This window comes from Actinoplanes sp. NPDC024001, from assembly GCF_040638955.1.
Lineage (GTDB): Bacteria > Actinomycetota > Actinomycetes > Mycobacteriales > Micromonosporaceae > Actinoplanes.
Genome location: NZ_JBEZZB010000009.1, coordinates 25,676 through 41,305, shown reverse-complemented (window position 1 = coordinate 41,305; position 15,630 = coordinate 25,676). Strand labels below are relative to the sequence as shown.

At 72.5% G+C, this 15,630-nt stretch carries 14 protein-coding genes; 4 read left to right on the top strand and 10 right to left on the bottom strand.

What is annotated here, in order from left to right:
* Window positions 1-56: 56 nt before the first annotated feature.
* The 5 genes from AB0F81_RS05745 to AB0F81_RS05725 all read right to left on the bottom strand — a co-directional run bounded on the left by AB0F81_RS05745 (window position 57) and on the right by AB0F81_RS05725 (window position 6,348).
* Window positions 57-2,939, bottom strand: a complete 2,883-nt coding sequence (locus AB0F81_RS05745; protein ID WP_360191512.1) for an AAA family ATPase — start codon at window positions 2,937-2,939, stop codon at window positions 57-59.
* Between the two features lie 131 nt (window positions 2,940-3,070).
* Window positions 3,071-3,907 (bottom strand): NAD(P)H-binding protein, encoded by an 837-nt coding sequence (locus AB0F81_RS05740; protein ID WP_360191509.1) that lies wholly within the window; start codon window positions 3,905-3,907, stop codon window positions 3,071-3,073.
* A 412-nt stretch (window positions 3,908-4,319) separates the two neighbouring features.
* The gene (locus AB0F81_RS05735) at window positions 4,320-4,898 is read right to left on the bottom strand and encodes a hypothetical protein (protein WP_360191506.1); all 579 of its coding nucleotides are present in this window, start codon (window positions 4,896-4,898) and stop codon (window positions 4,320-4,322) included.
* Window positions 4,895-5,644, bottom strand: a complete 750-nt coding sequence (locus AB0F81_RS05730) for a hypothetical protein (RefSeq protein ID WP_360191503.1) — start codon at window positions 5,642-5,644, stop codon at window positions 4,895-4,897. The genes AB0F81_RS05735 and AB0F81_RS05730 overlap by 4 nt, the downstream gene beginning before the upstream one ends.
* Window positions 5,641-6,348: an ATP-binding cassette domain-containing protein gene (locus AB0F81_RS05725; protein ID WP_360191500.1), complete on the bottom strand. Its 708-nt coding sequence runs from the start codon at window positions 6,346-6,348 to the stop codon at window positions 5,641-5,643. The genes AB0F81_RS05730 and AB0F81_RS05725 overlap by 4 nt, the downstream gene beginning before the upstream one ends.
* 116 nt (window positions 6,349-6,464) lie before the next feature.
* On the opposite strand from AB0F81_RS05725, the gene AB0F81_RS05720 reads away from it, so the two are divergent.
* The gene (locus tag AB0F81_RS05720) at window positions 6,465-7,673 is read left to right on the top strand and encodes a histidine kinase (protein ID WP_360191497.1); all 1,209 of its coding nucleotides are present in this window, start codon (window positions 6,465-6,467) and stop codon (window positions 7,671-7,673) included.
* Window positions 7,670-8,332, top strand: a complete 663-nt coding sequence (locus AB0F81_RS05715) for a response regulator transcription factor (RefSeq protein ID WP_360191494.1) — start codon at window positions 7,670-7,672, stop codon at window positions 8,330-8,332. The genes AB0F81_RS05720 and AB0F81_RS05715 overlap by 4 nt, the downstream gene beginning before the upstream one ends.
* A 306-nt stretch (window positions 8,333-8,638) precedes the next feature.
* On the opposite strand, the gene AB0F81_RS05710 is transcribed toward AB0F81_RS05715, so the two are convergent.
* A complete protein-coding gene (locus tag AB0F81_RS05710) occupies window positions 8,639-9,268 on the bottom strand; it encodes a DUF4360 domain-containing protein (RefSeq protein ID WP_360191491.1) in 630 nt (209 codons plus the stop codon).
* Window positions 9,269-9,520: 252 nt separating this feature from the next.
* On the opposite strand from AB0F81_RS05710, the gene AB0F81_RS05705 reads away from it, so the two are divergent.
* Window positions 9,521-9,886, top strand: coding sequence for a nuclear transport factor 2 family protein (locus tag AB0F81_RS05705; RefSeq protein ID WP_360191488.1), 366 nt, complete (start codon window positions 9,521-9,523; stop codon window positions 9,884-9,886).
* Here the strand turns inward: AB0F81_RS05705 and AB0F81_RS05700 are convergent.
* From AB0F81_RS05700 to AB0F81_RS05685, 4 genes are all read right to left on the bottom strand, one after another.
* Window positions 9,852-10,760, bottom strand: a complete 909-nt coding sequence (locus tag AB0F81_RS05700; RefSeq protein WP_360191485.1) for a PfkB family carbohydrate kinase — start codon at window positions 10,758-10,760, stop codon at window positions 9,852-9,854. The two genes, AB0F81_RS05705 and AB0F81_RS05700, sit on opposite strands and share 35 nt — an antisense overlap.
* 9 nt (window positions 10,761-10,769) lie before the next feature.
* Entirely contained in the window at window positions 10,770-11,915 is a 1,146-nt protein-coding gene (locus tag AB0F81_RS05695) for an SCO family protein (RefSeq protein WP_360191482.1), read from the bottom strand.
* Complete coding sequence (locus AB0F81_RS05690; protein ID WP_360191479.1) at window positions 11,908-12,750, bottom strand: hypothetical protein; 843 nt, start codon at window positions 12,748-12,750, stop codon at window positions 11,908-11,910. The genes AB0F81_RS05695 and AB0F81_RS05690 overlap by 8 nt, the downstream gene beginning before the upstream one ends.
* 76 nt (window positions 12,751-12,826) lie before the next feature.
* Window positions 12,827-14,101 (bottom strand): tyrosinase family protein, encoded by a 1,275-nt coding sequence (locus AB0F81_RS05685; protein ID WP_360191476.1) that lies wholly within the window; start codon window positions 14,099-14,101, stop codon window positions 12,827-12,829.
* A 311-nt stretch (window positions 14,102-14,412) separates the two neighbouring features.
* On the opposite strand from AB0F81_RS05685, the gene tuf reads away from it, so the two are divergent.
* Window positions 14,413-15,603 (top strand): elongation factor Tu, encoded by a 1,191-nt coding sequence (gene tuf, locus AB0F81_RS05680; protein WP_360191473.1) that lies wholly within the window; start codon window positions 14,413-14,415, stop codon window positions 15,601-15,603.
* The last annotated feature ends 27 nt before the right edge of the window (window positions 15,604-15,630 follow it).

The window sequence follows — 15,630 nt, the reverse complement described above, 5'->3', positions numbered from 1 at the left end:
CGCCGGGAGGCGTTCCACCGGCGTTCCACGGACAGGCCGGGCCCGCGGTCACGCGGCTAACCGCTCAGCGCCTCCCGGGCCGTCGCGTCCCAGACCCGCACGTTGCCGGCGAGCAGCCGCCGGGCGGTGGCCGTCGCCTCGCCGGTCAGCCCGGCCGCCTGGGCCGCGGCCAGCCGGATCCGCAGCAGGATCGCCGGCACGCCCGGCGCGGAGTCGCGGCCCGGATCGGCCAGCGCGGCGTCGATGCGGTCCAGGCCGGGGCCGGCCGACCCGTCGAGCACCGCGAGATAGCCCGTCATGGCCTGCGCGCACAGCCGGATCGGTGGGGCCTCGACCCGGTCGCAGAGCGCGGCCAGCTCGCCGGCCCGGCCGCGCAGCGACCCCAGGTCGGCCAGGTCGAGGTCGAGCAGCGCGGCGAAGAGCAGCGCGGCGGCCAGGGTGAACGGATGACCGACGGCGCGGCCCAGCTCCACCGCACGGCCCTGCAGGGTACGGGCCCGCGCCGGCTCGCCCGAGCAGAAGTGCACGTGCGCGAGCCGGGCCAGGCACAGCACCTGCGGATCCTGGCTGTACGCGAGCAGGTGCGCCGACCGGTTCTCCGGCCGGTAGCGGTCGACGGCGGCGCGCAGGTGCATCCGGGCCAGCGCCGTCTCGTTGCGCCAGGCCGCGGCCACGCCCTGGACGAAATGGCCCTCCACGGCGAGCACGTTGTCGTCGGCGCCGAGCGCGCAGAGCCGGGCGCCGGACTCGCGGGCCGCCTCGAACTCGCCGCGGGACAGCTCGGCCATCGCCCGGGCCCGCAGCAGCGGGGCGCCCGGTTCGGTGCCGAGCCGGGCGGCGATGGTGAACGCCCGGTCCAGCACGGTGCGCAGCCGCCGCGACGCGTACCCCTCGGCGGCGACGAGCGGGCCGGGAAGCCGGGACAGCAGCTCCAGCTCGCGGTCGGTGCCGGGATCGGAGCGTACCGACTCCCACGCCTGATGCAGCAGGTCGGCGGCGTTCGCGTCGGCGTAGCGGTGGCTCGCGGCGGTCGCCGCGCGCACATACCAGCCGACCGCCTCGTCGGCCTTCCCGGCCGCGCGCAGATGCGCGGCCACCTGGCCGGCGACCAGATCCAGCCGGCCGGCGTGCACCTCCGGCAGAGCGCGGGCGAGCAGCTCGTGGTTGCGGCGGCGCCCGGCCGGCGACAGCCTCCGGTACGCCACCTCCCGCAACTTGTCGTGGCTGAAGTCGTAGGTGTCCCCGCCGCCGGTGAGCAACAGCTCCCGCCGCCACAGCTCGTCCAGGTCGGGCGCCACCCGGTCCGCGCCGCCGGGATGCGCGCGGGCCAGCACGTCCACCGACACCGACGACCCGGCCGTGGCGGCCACCCCGAGCAGCTCGCGGGCGCCGTCGCTCAGCTGGAGCAGCCGGCTCTCCAGGACCGCCTGCACCCGCGGGGTGAGCACCGGTGGCGTGCCGCCGCCGTGCCAGCCGGCCCGCAGAGCCTCCACGATGAAGAGCGGATTGCCCTCCGTCTCGGTGTGCAGCCGGGTCAGGTCGCGCTCGCTGAACGAGTGCCCGTGCCGGGCGGCGAGCGCTCCGGTCTGCGCGCGGTCCAGCCGCTCCAGCGGCAACTCGGTGCAGTGTCCGCGGGCTCGCAACTCGGCGAGCAGGATGTGCGCCGGGTGCCCGGGATCCGTCTCGGCGGGCCGGGCCGTCGCGGCCAGCAGCAGCGGAGACCGGGAGCCGGTGCGCAGCAGGTAGTGCACGAACTGGCAGGTGGCCGGGTCGGCGGCGTGCAGGTCGTCGGCGACCAGCAGGACCGGGCGGTCGCCGTCGCGCAGGGCGGCGGCCACCGCGTCGAACAGCCGCAGGCGGGCGCCCGGCTCCGGCGGCGCCGGATCGACGGGAAGTTCGGGCAGGAGCACAGCGAGCGTGGCCAGCTGGGCGGCGGTGAGCCGGGCCCGCCACCGGGCCGGGCCGAGATCACGCAGCCAGGCGGCCAGCGGCGCGTACGCCAGGGTGCCCTCCGCGGGATAGGAACGGGCGAACGCGTGCGCGGCGCCCTGGTGCGCCACCCAGTGGCGGAACTCCTCGACCAGGCGGGTCTTGCCGATGCCCGGCTCGCCGGTCACCACCACCAGGTGCGAGGCGCCGGCGGCGGCGTCGCGCCACAGGCCGGTCAGGCGCTGCCGCTCCGTACGGCGGCCGACGTACGGGGTGCCGCCGCCCCTGCGGGGAGTGGGGTCGTGGCGGGGGAGCAGGGCCTCGTACTGTTCCCGCACCCGCGGCGACGGGTCCACGCCGAGCTCGTCCGCGAGCACCGATGTGTACTCGTGGTAGACCCGGATCGCCCGGGCCCGATCGCCGAGCGCGTCGTGCAGGCGCATGAGGTTGCGGTAGGGCGCCTCGGCCAGCGGGTCCAGCCGCCGGGCCTGCTCGGCGTAGCGCACCGCGGCGTGCGGGTCGCCGGAGGACTCGAGCAGTGGGACGAGCCGGTCGAGCGCCGCACCGGCCCGACGGCGGTAGTCGTCCCGGGCGCCGGCCGGCCAGTCGTCGTAGCAGCTGTCCAGCAGGTCACCGGTGTAGAGGTCGGCGGCGGCCCGCAGCCAGGGGGTGGGGTCCTCGGCGCTGTCCGCCTTGGCGAGGGCGGCGTCGAAATCGGCCACATCGGAGCGGACGTGGTGCAGCGTCAGCGTCCCGGCTCCGGTCACCAGGTGGGCGTCCAGGGCCGGGACGGACCGGCGCAGGGTGTGCAGGAGGTGGCGCAGGTTGGTGCGGGCCTGCGACGCGGTGGAGTCCGGCCACAACAGGAAGGCGACCCGGTCGCGGGGGTGCGGGATGTCCGGGCGCAGAGCCAGATAGGCCAGCAGGGACCGCGCCCGGGCCGAGGCCGGCGTGACGGGCGTGTCCGGTGCGGACAGGGCGAATGCGCCGAACAGGCGTGCCTCCAGCACAGCCCTATCCTCGCCGTCCTGAGGAAAGGCCGCCAGGTGCCGGGGTGCGGGCGTCGGGCCGGCAGTTCTCATCGCCCAGCGCTGCCAGCTGCCGTCATCCCCGCCGCGCCTTCGTACCTTTTGGTTCGTACCTATTGGAAGGCCTCCAGGTTCTCGGTGACCCAGGTCCGGTAGGTGCGGGCCGGTCGGCCGGTCACCTCCTCGACCGTCGGCAGCACGGTATAGCCGGCCTCCGGCGGGTCGGTGCGCATGGTCAGGAAGAACTCGATGTCCTCGTCGCCGAAGCCCTGCGACCGCCACTGCGCGACGACCTCGTCGCGGGACAGCTCGACGAAGCGGATCTCCCGCCCGAGCACCTCACCGATGATCCTCGCCTGGTCGGGCGGGGTCAGCACTTCCGGGCCGGTCAGCCAGTACTCCCGGCCGTGGTGCCCGTCGCCGGTCAGCACGGCGGCCGCGGTCTCGGCGATGTCCCCGTCGTGGATCATCGCGCTGCGGGCGCCGGGGAAGCCGGCCCGGATCACCGACTCGGTGCGAACTGAGTCGGCCCACTCCAGGGTGTTGGACATGAACTCGACCGGGCCGAGGAAGGTCCAGCGCAGGCTGCTGGCCTCGATGGCCTCCTCGAGTGGGCTCTTGGTGACGTCGCCCTTGAGAACCGACACAGCCGAGACACCGGACTTGGCGGCCAGCTCGGTGATCTGCTCGCCGTTGGTCAGCGGGGCATAGTCATCGCCGAACGTGATCAGATGGGCGGCGTCCGCGCCCTCGAACGCCGGGGCCAGGGCGGCGGTGTCGGACAGGTTGCCGGCCAGCACCTCGACCCCTTCGGGGAGGGCGGCCCGGGACGGATCACGGGTCAGGGCACGCACCCGGTGGCCGGCGGCGAGCAGGCTGTCGACAAGCGGGCGGCCCACGTTGCCGGTGGCGCCGGTGACGAGGACGGTGCGAGGTTCGGAAGTCGTCATGCCCGCACGCTAGGACCGATTGCGGTCACTCCCTGTCCGCAGCATTCATTGATCCGAAGTCGCCCCGCCGTCGTCTCCCGTGCGCATCCCACGGCTGCATAGCCTATTGGGATGGGTTCCTAGGATGCTTTACGCGATGTGCCTAGCCCCTCCGGAGACCTACCGCGGTCCGGACGCCTGCACGCCCAGCGACGGTCAGCGAGCCTGCCTTCCATGAGAGGCGGCCGAGCAGCGCGAGCCGTCGCTCATGCAACCAACCTGCCTTGCGGCGCAAGCATTGGCGACGGCCGCGCGGTGCCAGCCGCCGCGCCAGGCACCCAACCAGCTTCGCGACACCTGCGTGGGCGACGGCTGAGGCGGGCGACGGCTGAGGCGGAGCTGACAGCGTTGGTTCGGCCGAGGCGGTGGGTGGTCAGGCGTCGCGGGAATGGAGGGCGAAGGCGGCAGCGCCGAGAGTGGCGGCGGTCCAGACGAGTGCGCCTGGCAGGCCTTGGGCTTGGTCGAGCAGGGCGGTGTCCGGCAGCCAGGGATCGCTTGCGGGCCAGCGAGCCCGCAGCAATGGGCAGGCGATGAGATAGGCCGTCAGTACCACACCGACACCGGCGACTGCCTGCCGGAGTAACCCGCCGATGCCGGCCGCCAGCAGCATTGAGGCGGTCAGCGGCAGGGCGGCGGAGGTGTCACCGCCTAGCAGGGCCGTGGTCGCTGCGAGCGGTGCGGCCACGATGGTCAGGGCGAGCGCTTTGTTCATGGCCAGGGGCAGCCGGCGGGGGAGGGCCAGCAGGGTGGTCCGGATCTGGCCGCCGCCCTGGTATTCGTGGGTGGCCGCGAGGACGCCGAAGACCAGCAGGCCGGCCTGGGTGTGGACGAGCACCGAGCCGGGCAGGTCCAGGGCGCGCAGCAGCAGCGTCACCGCGAGAGTGAGCAGGGCGGTGATCCACAGTGAGGGCAGCGTGAGGAGTTTGCCGATCTCGGCGCGGAGTGCGTTCACGCGTCGCGCCGGTGGAAGAGGTAGCCGGCGAGCGCCAGCAGGGCGGCGACCCAGGCGGTCATGACCATGCCGGCGGTCAGCGGGGAGATGTGCACGGGGACGTCGATGCTGCGCAGGAACATGTGGGCGCCGACGATGTCCGGCAGGTAGGCGGCGATCGGGGTCACCTTGGTCAGCAGGTAGGAGAAGGAGACCACGGCGGAGTTCACGATCAGCACGGTCAGCGTGATGATGCCGTTGCGGGCGATCAGGGTGATGGCGTAGGCGAGCAGGGCGATCAGGGTCCAGTAGAGGACGGCGGCCCCGATTCGTACCGGATGGGGGGCTGGCACCGCCGTACCGTGCAGGTGTGTGGTCAGCGCGAGGGTCGCGATCGCGGTGAGCGTGCCTTGGACCGCGACGATGAGGGCGAGCGCGGCCGCCTTGGCGGCCAGCAGCCGCGTGCGGCGTGGTGCCGCGGTGAGGGTGGCGGTGAGCTGGCGTGCCCCTGGGGTGTCGTCGCCGGTGGCGGTGTATTCGCTGCTCACGGTGACCACGCCGAGGATCATGGCGCCGAGCACGCCGATGCCGAGGTTTTGGAAGCCGACGTCGGAGGCGTCGCTGACGATGCCGTCGGCGAGCGCTCGGCGGGTGGCCGGCGCGTTGAGCACGACCAGCGCGGGGGCGGCGAGCAGGCCCAGCACGAGGCCGACCCAGGCGGTCGGCAGGCCGAGCAGTTTGCGCAGCTCGGCGTGGACGAGGCTCACCACGGTTGGCCGGCCGCGGTGAGGGAGAGGAAGGCGTCTTCCAGCGTGGGGTGGCCGCCGGTGACCTCGGCGAGGGTGCCCCGGGCCACCACCCGGCCGTGGTCGATGATCACCACGTCGTCGGCGATCTCGGCGAGCTCGCCCATCAGGTGACTGGAGAGCAGCACGGTGCGGCCCTGGTCGGCGCTGTCGCGCAGGAACGTGCGCATCCACCGGATGCCGGCCGGGTCGAGGCCGTTGACGGGCTCGTCGAGGACGAGGATGGGTGGGTCGCCGAGCAGCGCGGCGGCCAGCCCGAGCCGGCGGCTCATGCCGAGGGAGAACCTGCCGGCTCGCTTGCGGGCGTCGGCGGTGAGGCCGACCAGGTCGAGGACCTCGTCGATGCGGGAGCGGGGCAGGCCGTTGCTGGCGGCCACCCAGCGCAGGTGGGCGCGCGCGGTGCGGGCGCGGTGGGCGCCGCTGCCGTCGAGCAGCGCGCCGACGACGGCGAGCGGACGGTCCCAGGCGGCGTATGGCCGGCCGTCGACCAGTGCGGTGCCGCTCTGCGGGCGGTCCAGGCCGAGCAGGATGCGCAGGGTGGACGTCTTGCCGGCGCCGTTGGGCCCGAGGAAGCCGGTGACCCGGCCGGGCCGGGCGTCGAAGCTGACCTCGTGCAGAATCCGGGTGCGGCCGCGGGTCCGGCAGACCTGATCGATCGTGAGCATGGGGCCAGTCAACCGGTGCCGCGCCGCGTGCACATCGGACCGTGCTCCGATTGTCGGCGGCCGTCTCGGACCGTGGTCCGAGGCCGGGGCGCGGTTCGGAGATTACAGTCGGGCGGGTGTTCATCCATCCCCGTCCGGCCTGGCGCAGCCGTGCCGTCCCGGTCGTCGCCGTGGTCGCGACCGTGCTGGTGCTGGCGATGTGCACGGTCGGCGCGTCCGGGCCGGCGGCGCGGGTGGTGCCGGTGCTGATCGGCGGCGGCGCGGTGGCCGCGGCGGTCTGGGCGGTGCGGCGGTGGCGTGCCGACCGGGCCGACTACGAGCGGCGGCTCACCGAGTGGGCGGCGGCCGAGGCGGTGCTCGAGGAGCGGCTGCGGATCGCGCGGGATCTGCATGATCTGGTGTCGCACGGGCTGGGGTTGATCACGGTGCGGGCGGCGAGCACCCGGCACCTGCCGAAATCGGCTGAGGTGGGGGAGGCGCTCACCGACATCGAGGAGGCCGGCCGGCATGCGACGGCTGAGCTGCGCCGGATGCTCACGGTGCTGCGCGAGCCCGGGGCGGCCGGTCCGCGGGCTCCGCTGGAGAGCCTGGAGGCCTTGCCGGAGATCGTCCGGGCCGCCGAGGCGGCCGGCTTGCGGCCACGGCTCGCGGCCGAGCCGCTGGGCGAGGTCACTCAGGGCGTGCAGGTCGCGGTCTGCCGGACGGTACGGGAAGGGTTGAACAACGCCGCCCGCCACGCCGGTCCGTGCGACGTGCTGGTGCGGCTGCACCGTGACGGCGGGTTCGTGGTGGTCAGCGTGGCCGATCGAGGCCCCGCGACACCGGGCTGGCACGCCGTGCCCGGCGCCGGCCACGGCCTGGCCGGCTTGCGGGAGAGAGTCACCAGCCTGGGCGGCACGCTGACCGCTGAGCCGGTCGACGGCGGTTTCCGGCTGACCGCCCGAATCCCCGACCCGCACCCATCGGAGCACACCGCCGACCCGCGGCCGCCCGACCACGCCCCCGGTTCTCGACCATCGGGCCCCGCAGCCAGCCCGCAGCCACCGGGCCAGGCTGCCAGCCCGCAGCCGCCGGGCCTCGCTGTCAGCCCGCAGCTGCCGGGCCAGGCTGCCGGCCGGCAGCCGCCGGGCCTCGCTGCCAGCCCGCAGCCGCCGGGCCTCGCTGCCAGCCCGCAGCTCGCAGACCAAGCTGCCGGCCCGCAACTGGACCGCGCTGCCGGCCCGCGGCCGGACCGCATTGCCGGACCGCGGCTGGGCCGCGCTGTTGGGGCGCAGCCGCTGGAGCACAGCCCGGACGGGCGCAGTCCTGGGCATGAGCGGCCGTGACCAAGATCCGGGTGCTGCTGGTGGACGACCAGCCGCTGCTGCGGCGCAGCCTTGCCATGATCATCGACAACGAGCCGGACCTGATCGTGGCGGGTCAGGCCGGGGACGGCGCCGAAGCGGTGCGGTGCGCGCACGCCACCAGGCCCGATGTCGTGCTGATGGACGTGCGCATGCCGGGCCTGGACGGCCTGGAGGCCACCCGCCGGATCTGCGCCGACCCGGCGCTGACATCCTGCCGAGTGCTCGTGCTGAGCATGTTCGAGCTGGACGAGTATGTGTACGAGGCCCTGCACGCGGGCGCGTCCGGCTTCCTGCTGAAGGACGCCCGCCCCGAGGAACTGCTGGACGCTGTTCGGCGGACCCACCGGGGTGAGTCGCTGTTCGCGCCGTCGATTCTCACCCGGCTCGTCGCCCACTACGTGGCGGCGCCCCGCCCGGAGCGTCCGGCTGCGGAGCTGCGCGGCCTCACCCCGCGCGAGGTCGAGGTGCTGGCGCTGATCGGCAACGGGCTGTCGAACGACGAGATCGCCGACGCTCTGGTCATCTCGATCAAGACGGTGAAAACGCACATCACCCACCTGCTGGCCAAGCTGGCCGCCCGCGACCGCGCCCAGCTGGTCATCGCCGCCTTCAACGCGGGCTTGGTGCGCCCCCGCTGAGCAGTGCCGCGTGACCGCGACCAAGGAGCTTCGCTGCCTTCAACGCGGGCTTGGTGCGCCCCCGCTGACCAGTGCCGCGTGACCGCGACCAAGGGGCTTCGCTGCCTTCAAGGGGCCCGAGGTGAGCAATTGCGGCAGTCGTGCCGCGCAGCCGGGTCACCGCCGGCCTTGGTAGACCTCCGCTGAGCGCTGCGGCCGACGTGCCGCGCCACCGCGCCCCAGCGGGTCACCGCCGGCCTGGTACATCCCCGCTGAGCAGCGCGGTCGACGTGCCGCGCGACCGCGGCACGTCGGCGCCGGCCGGTTTCAGCACTTCATCCAGGAGATGTGATAGATCGTCTCCAGGTTGCCGTCGGAGGAGTCCATCGTCAAAAAGTTCGTGCTCGATTTCTTCGCCGTGCCGGCATTGACCCGCAGTTCGGTGTTCACGTTGAGGTATCGCTTCTCACCGCACGGCAGGAACGACATCGAACTGATCTCCACCTTGTCGGTGCGCTGCCAGTTCTCCGCCATGAATCCCTTGAACTCGTGCCGGATGCGGGTGGTGTGCGGTTCCCCCTGGAAGTAGTAGTAGGCGGTTTCCGATCCGGTGGCGCCTTCTTCCAGGCTGGCGTATCCGCGGTAGTCCGCGCCGGCCACCGCGTACGTGTAGCCCTCCGGAACGTGCACGTCCAGCGCGAGTTGACAGTTCTTGCGGAAGTCGGTGGGTTTCGCGTCCGGTCCGACCTGGGCGACGAACTCGCTGTAGGCGACGGTGAACGCCTTGTTGTCGGGGGAGACCGACACCACCGCGGTGTTCTTCGGGCAGCCGGATCCGTTGGCCGCGACCACGTCGATGACCATCTCGTCGGGTGGTGGCGGGGCGATCGGCCATGTCGTGGCCGGCGCGCCCAGCGTCGAGGCGAGCATGGCTCCGGCGGTGATCGCGGTCAGCATGAATGTCCTCCAGAAAGTGAGAATGGGCAGAGCGCCGCTGAAGAAACGTACGTAAGGGCTGTTGGGCGGCGCAGGGAATAGCGCGAGTGAAACGCCTCCCGGTGTGCTGCCGGGCTGATTTATTGACCGTCCGGGCGCACCGCGCCCGGACGTCCGGGCAGACATTGCGGAAACGCCGGACAAACGCGGCAGTCGATGCTATGCCTGTCTGGACGGTCGACAGGCCGGTGCGGTCGGTGCCACGGTGGGGTCATGACTGACATCGATGTCGCGGCAGAGAACAAGAGGCTTTTCCTGGAGGCGTTCACCCGGTTCGCGGAGGGTGACACCGAGGTGCTCCGGCAGATCATCCGAGAGGATTTCGTCTCTCATGTTCCGGGTGCGCCGGCCGGGCGGGACGCCTGGATCGAGTTCATCAAGAACTCGCCGATTGCGTCCGCCACGCTGGAGTTGATCCATGTGGTCGCCGATCCGGAGTTCGTCGTCGCGCACTATCACGTGACCCCGCCCGAGGGTGGGCTCAGCGAGGCGGTGGTGGACATCTGGCGGTTCGAGAATTTCCTGATCGTCGAGCACTGGGCGGTCAGCAATCCGCTGGAACCGGCCCCAGGTCGGTGAGGTCGGGGCGGCCGCCGGGGTGACCGACCGTGGCTGCGGAGGCCGCCACCGCGTACCGTGCGGCGGCCTGCGGCGGGCAGCCGCGCAGCAGGGCGACGGTGAGGGCGGCGGTGAAGGCGTCGCCGCCGCCGGTGGTGTCGACGACCCTGGCGTCGCCGAGGGGGATGAGCAGTTCCCCGTCGGGCCAGACGAAGTAGTTGGCGTCCGGCAGGCCGAGCGCGTACAGCCGGGGCCCGGTCAGCCGGCGCACGGCGTCGCGCAGGGCGGCCGGGTCTTTGGCCGGCAGGCCGGTGAGCAGTTCGGTCTCGGTGTCGTCGGTGCGGACCACGTCGGCCGCGGCGAGCAGGGCGTCGCGGTCGGCGTCGTCGCCGGGCGCGCCGTCGAGCACGACGAGCGCGCCTTGCGCGCGGCCGAGCCGGGCTGCGGCGAGTGCCGCGGCGCCGGGTTGCTGCAATTGCACGAGTACGGCCTGAGCCCCGTGGAACACCGGCTCCGCCGCGGCGACGTCGTCCGCTGTGAGCAGCATCGGTTCGGGCAGGTGCTGCAGGTAACGCCAGTTCCCGTCGCTGTCGAGCGCTTCCACGATCAGTCCGGTGAGCGTGCCGGCCCGGCACACCACCGCGGACACGTCGATGCCGTCGCGGCGGGCCTGCGCGACGAGTTCGTCCCCGATCAGGTCGTCGCCGCGGACCGCGACCAGCGCGGGCGCCGCGCCGAGCTGGGCGAGCGCCACCGCCTGGTTGGCCCCTTTGCCGCCGAGCATCTCGCGGCGCAGCCGGGCGTCGGCGGAGGTGCCGGCCTCCGGCATGTCGTCGACGAGCAGCACCAGGTCCCGGGCCAGCTGTCCGGCCACCACCACACGTTCCGAGGTCACGCTCTGCGGCTACCCACTCAGCGCCGTCCGACACGTGCCGGTGAGGGCGGCGACGCGGGCCGTGACTTCGGCCGGTTCCCAGCGCAGCCGGGACCAGGTGTGGGCGACGCCGCCGTTCCCGTCGAGCAGGAACAGTTCGATGGCGTGGCGGTTGACCAGGGATCCCGTGTAGCCGACGCGTAACGCGAACAGCCGCCGTACCTCGAGGTGACCTGATGTCGCGCGCAACATCCGCACGTGCGGGCCGAAGGCCAGCCCCCGGCTCTGGCCGTAGCGGCGCATCCGGCCGGGCAGATCGTAGGCCGGGTCGTAGGTGACCGCGGCGATCCGGGCGGCGCCGGTCAGGCCGCGTTCGGCGAACAGCCGCTGGAGCGCGGCCAGCTGGGTGACCGTCAGCGAGCATTTGTTGGGGTTGCCGCACCGGGTGTAGAAGAACGCGACGACGCTCGGCATCCCGAGGAAGAAGTCGTCGAAACCCAGCCGGGCCCCGTCCTGGTCCTCCCAGACGATGTCCGGGGAACTCATCCGCCCGGCGACCGGGTGGCCGGCCTCGGGTCGCGCCGCGGCCGCTGGCGCGCAGCAGTGTCCCGGCGGCGCCGCACCGATCAGCTCGTCCAGTGACTGGTGGATGTCCGGCGGGAGGGCGTCGGCGTACGCCGAACGGACCGCCACCAGCTCGGCCCGTGTCCCGGCGTCGACACCGACGTGGCGCAGCCCGGCCAGGATCTCGCGGGCCGCCGTCGTGGGTTGCTGTGCCGGCCACCGCGGCCGCAGCGCCTCGAAGGTCACCGTGTCGTCGCGGTCGCCGACGTTGCGCAGTGCCCGCACCAGGAACCCGGCGAGGGACGGGCTCGGCTCCGCCCGGCCGCGGACTGCCCGGGCGGCTGCGGCGACGAGCAGCGGCTCACGGCCGCTTTCCAGCTCTTCCAGGACGTACGGCAGTCCCGAGTCCGGAAGCCCGACGTCGGCGAATGTGGCGATCACCCAGGCCCGGATCCGGGCGGTGGCGCCGGCGCCGCGCCCGTCGTAGAGCGGCGAGTCCTCGCGCAGCAGGTCGATGAGAGATTCGCGCTGCTCCGGATCCGCCCGGACCGCGCGCACGACGTCGGCGACCCGGTCCTCGGACGCCGTCCGGGCGCCGGCCCCGCTATCCATCGGTGGTTTCCTCGGCCTCTGCCGGTGCGGCCTGCGCGTACTGCTCCGCGGCCCGGGTCAGCTCCGGCGTCGACGCGTGCGCGAGCACCCGCTCGGCCAGGTCCGCGCGTTCCGGTCGGGCGGTGCCGTGCGACAACGCCGTGAGGAGCGTGGCGCGCAGGTCGTCGTCGTCGGTGTCGTCGAGCACGATCTCCTCGGCGACCGACGAGAACTCAGCCGGGGCCAGTGAGCTGAGGGCGACGCCGCTCAGCGCGCGGGCACCGAGGTCCTGCGACCGGTCCTGCAGGATCCGCGCGAACAGATCCGCCGATGCGCCGTCGGCGGCGAGCAGGCGCAGCGCGGTGTTGCGCGCGGCCGGGTCCGTGTCCTGACCGGCGAAGTCGCGCAGCAACTCGTAGTGCTCGGCGTGCAGGTCGTACCCCAGCAGCTGAAGCGCTCGCTGCGGCGCGACCAGCGCCACCTCCGGGTTCTCGAGCCCGTCGAGGAGCCGGCGTTGGGTGTATTCGTCGTTCTCCAGGGCCAGGACTTCGACGACGCGTTCGCGCAGTTGCTGGTTCGGGTCGTCGAGGATGCCGCGCAGGGTGTTCAGGTAGTCCGGGGCGTACTGCCGGAAGGCGGCCACCCGGAACGTGTTCTCCCGCAGGGCGCCGAGGGCGGCCCGGCGCACGGCCGGTTCGTCGGCACGGTTGCCCAGCACCGCGAGCAGGCTCGCGATCACCTCGGGATGGGACGTGGCGTCGAACCGGGCCGCGTCGATGGCGGCCAGCCGCAGGTCCACTGCCGTGCCGGTGTCGCCGATGAGCGCGACCGCGGCGTCCGGTTCCATCGCGGTCATCGCCGCTTGGTCCGGCCCGGCGACTTGCGCTATCTCCGTCGCGTACTGACGGCGGTACTCCTCAGGGTCCATCGTGTCACTCCGGTTGATAGGGCACGTCGTCGTAGTCGAAGCCGAGGTGATGCGCGTCCGGGCCGAGGCCCTGGAAATCGATCATCGATCCGACCGTCGGCGCGGGGCCGGGCAGGTGGGTGACCGGCGAGTCGGGGAACGGGGTCCTGGGCGCGGTGGCCGGGCGCGGATTGCGGGTGTCGCCGTTCCACGGCCACATGGTGTCCCGCAGGTTGTGCCCGATCCGGGTCGCGTTCGCGGTGCCGGCGGCGCCGTTGAACTGGTAGGTGCCCGGGTCCTGCGGATCGAAGCGCCGGTTGAACCACTGCCACTTGGCCCACAGCCGGTCGACGTTGCAGTGCAACAGGAAGAACAGCGGGTCGCGCACCGCCGACCCGATCGCGCTGACGTGGCCGCTGAAGCTGTCGTGGGCGCTGCCGTGCGGGTTGCTCTCGAACGGGCCGGTCAGGGTGCTGAACGGGCCGCGGAAGCCGACGATGACGGCTTCCCGTCGTACCCGCTGGCCGTTGTCGTCGTGCGCCGCCGAGGTGCCCGGTTCGAAGAAGGGGCGGCGCAGGATGCCGATCTGGCCGTCGGTGGTCCAGACCCGCAGCGGATTCGACGGCAGGAAACGCGCGAAGCCGGAGGTGCCCGTGGTGCCGAGGAACGCGGCGGTGAACACGTTCGGGGCCGGCTGGTCGAAACGCCAGTACGGAATGGTGACGGCCGGGTCGATCCGCTGGAGTTCGCGTTCCAGGTCGAGCAGGTAGGCCCGGTGCCACGGCAGGAATCCGTGCCTGCCGTGCGCCTCCAGCCGGGTGTTGTCGACGTGGGTGTCGCGGTAGTTCTGATACAGGCCCTGGCCCTGGTTGTTCAACCGGGCGATCGCGGACAGGAACCGGTCACGTTCGGCGGGCCGGAGCAGATTGGCGTTCTTGCGGATGCGGACCATGACGGGCACCGACGACAGCACGGCCCCGGTGTCGCGATTCCTGATCTCGATGTGGGTGTCGCCGTCGTCGACGCTCGGCGATCCGAATCTGCCCGAGACGAAGAACGCAACGGCCTCACCGTCGACGGGAAGCTCGGCCCGCAGCTGACCGGCCGCCTGGCCGTCCCGCGACATCCGGAACTCCAGACGGCCGCGGCTGCCGGCGCCGGTCGAGATCGTGACGGGGATCGGCTGGACCGCGCCGTCCGGGGCCGACACCCGCAGCTGGCACGGCGTGGCGGCCCAGGTGAGGTAGCGGCCGCCCTGGTCGGTGGTGTCGTTGATGGTGAGCTCGAGCCCGATTGCCATGGCTCCGCCTTCCGGCGCTGTCGGGTGCTGCCTCGCACCGACGGTAGTGAGAGGCGTCCGGGAATTCAGTCGCGCAGGAGACGGTTGACGCCTATCGTGCTGTTCATGTTCGCGCCCGGTCTGCAGCTGCCCTCGACGGTGGCTCCCGTGTGCGCGTTTCTCACCGGCGCCGATTCGCGAATCTGACCCTTCCCCACCAGCAGCAGAACCCAGGGGAAGGGTGGCTGTTCCCTGCGCGGTTCTGGCGCTTCCCGGCTGGCATCGGGTGGCGCGACACCCCACGCCTCGCATCCAGTGAGGATTGATCAACGATGGCCAAGAGCCAGTTCATCCGTACGAAGCCGCACGTCAACATCGGCACGATGGGTCACGTCGACCACGGCAAGACGACCCTGACCGCCGCCATCACCAAGGTTCTCGCCGACCGCGACCCGGCCTCCAACCGGTACGTCGCGTTCGAGGGGATCGACAGGGCCCCGGAGGAGGCCGCGCGCGGTATCACCATCACCATCGCCCACGTCGAGTACGAGACCCCGAACCGCCACTACGCCCACGTCGACATGCCCGGCCACGCCGACTACGTGAAGAACATGATCACGGGTGCGGCGCAGGTGGACGGTGCGATCCTGGTCGTCTCGGCGCAGGACGGGTCGATGCCGCAGACCCGTGAGCACGTGCTGCTCGCTCAGCGGGTCGGCGTGCCGTACCTTGTGGTCGCCCTGAACAAGAGCGACACCGTGGACGACCCGGAGCTGCTCGACCTGGTCGAGCTGGAGGTGCGTGAGCTGCTGTCGCAGTACGGGTTCCCCGGCGACGAGGTGCCGGTGGTGCGCGTCAGCGCGCTGAAGGCCCTCGAAGGCGACCCGGACTGGACCGCCAAGATCGTCGAGCTGCTCGACGCGGTCGACGACTACGTGCCGGTTCCGCCGCGCGAGCTGGGCGAGCCGTTCCTGATGCCGATCGAGAACGTGCTGTCGATCAGCGGCCGCGGCACCGTGGTCACCGGCAAGGTGGAGCGCGGCGAGCTGCGCGCCGGCGAGCCGGTCGAGGTGGTCGGCCTCGGCCCGACCGTCTCCAGCGTCGCGACCGGCCTGGAGATGTTCGGCAAGGTCCTGGAGTCGGCGCAGGCCGGCGACAACGCCGCCGTCCTGCTGCGCGGCATCAAGCGCGAGCAGGTGCAGCGGGGCCAGGTGCTTGCCGCGCCCGGCAGCGTGCAGCCGCACCGGGTTTTCAAGGCCCGGATGTACGCGCTGACGAAGGAGGAGGGTGGCCGGCACACGCCGTTCGAGGCGAACTACCGGCCGCAGTTCTACTTCCACACCACCGACGTGTCCGGCGGGATGGACCTCGGCGACCGTGACCTGGTCATGCCGGGCGACACCCTGGAGGAGGTGACCGTGACCCTGGGCAAGGAGATCGCCCTGGAGGTGGGTCTCGGCTTCGCGGTCCGTGAGGGCAACCGCACGGTCGCGGCCGGCACGGTGACCGCGGTTCTGGACTGAGAGACGAAGGCCCCCGGCTGTCCGGCC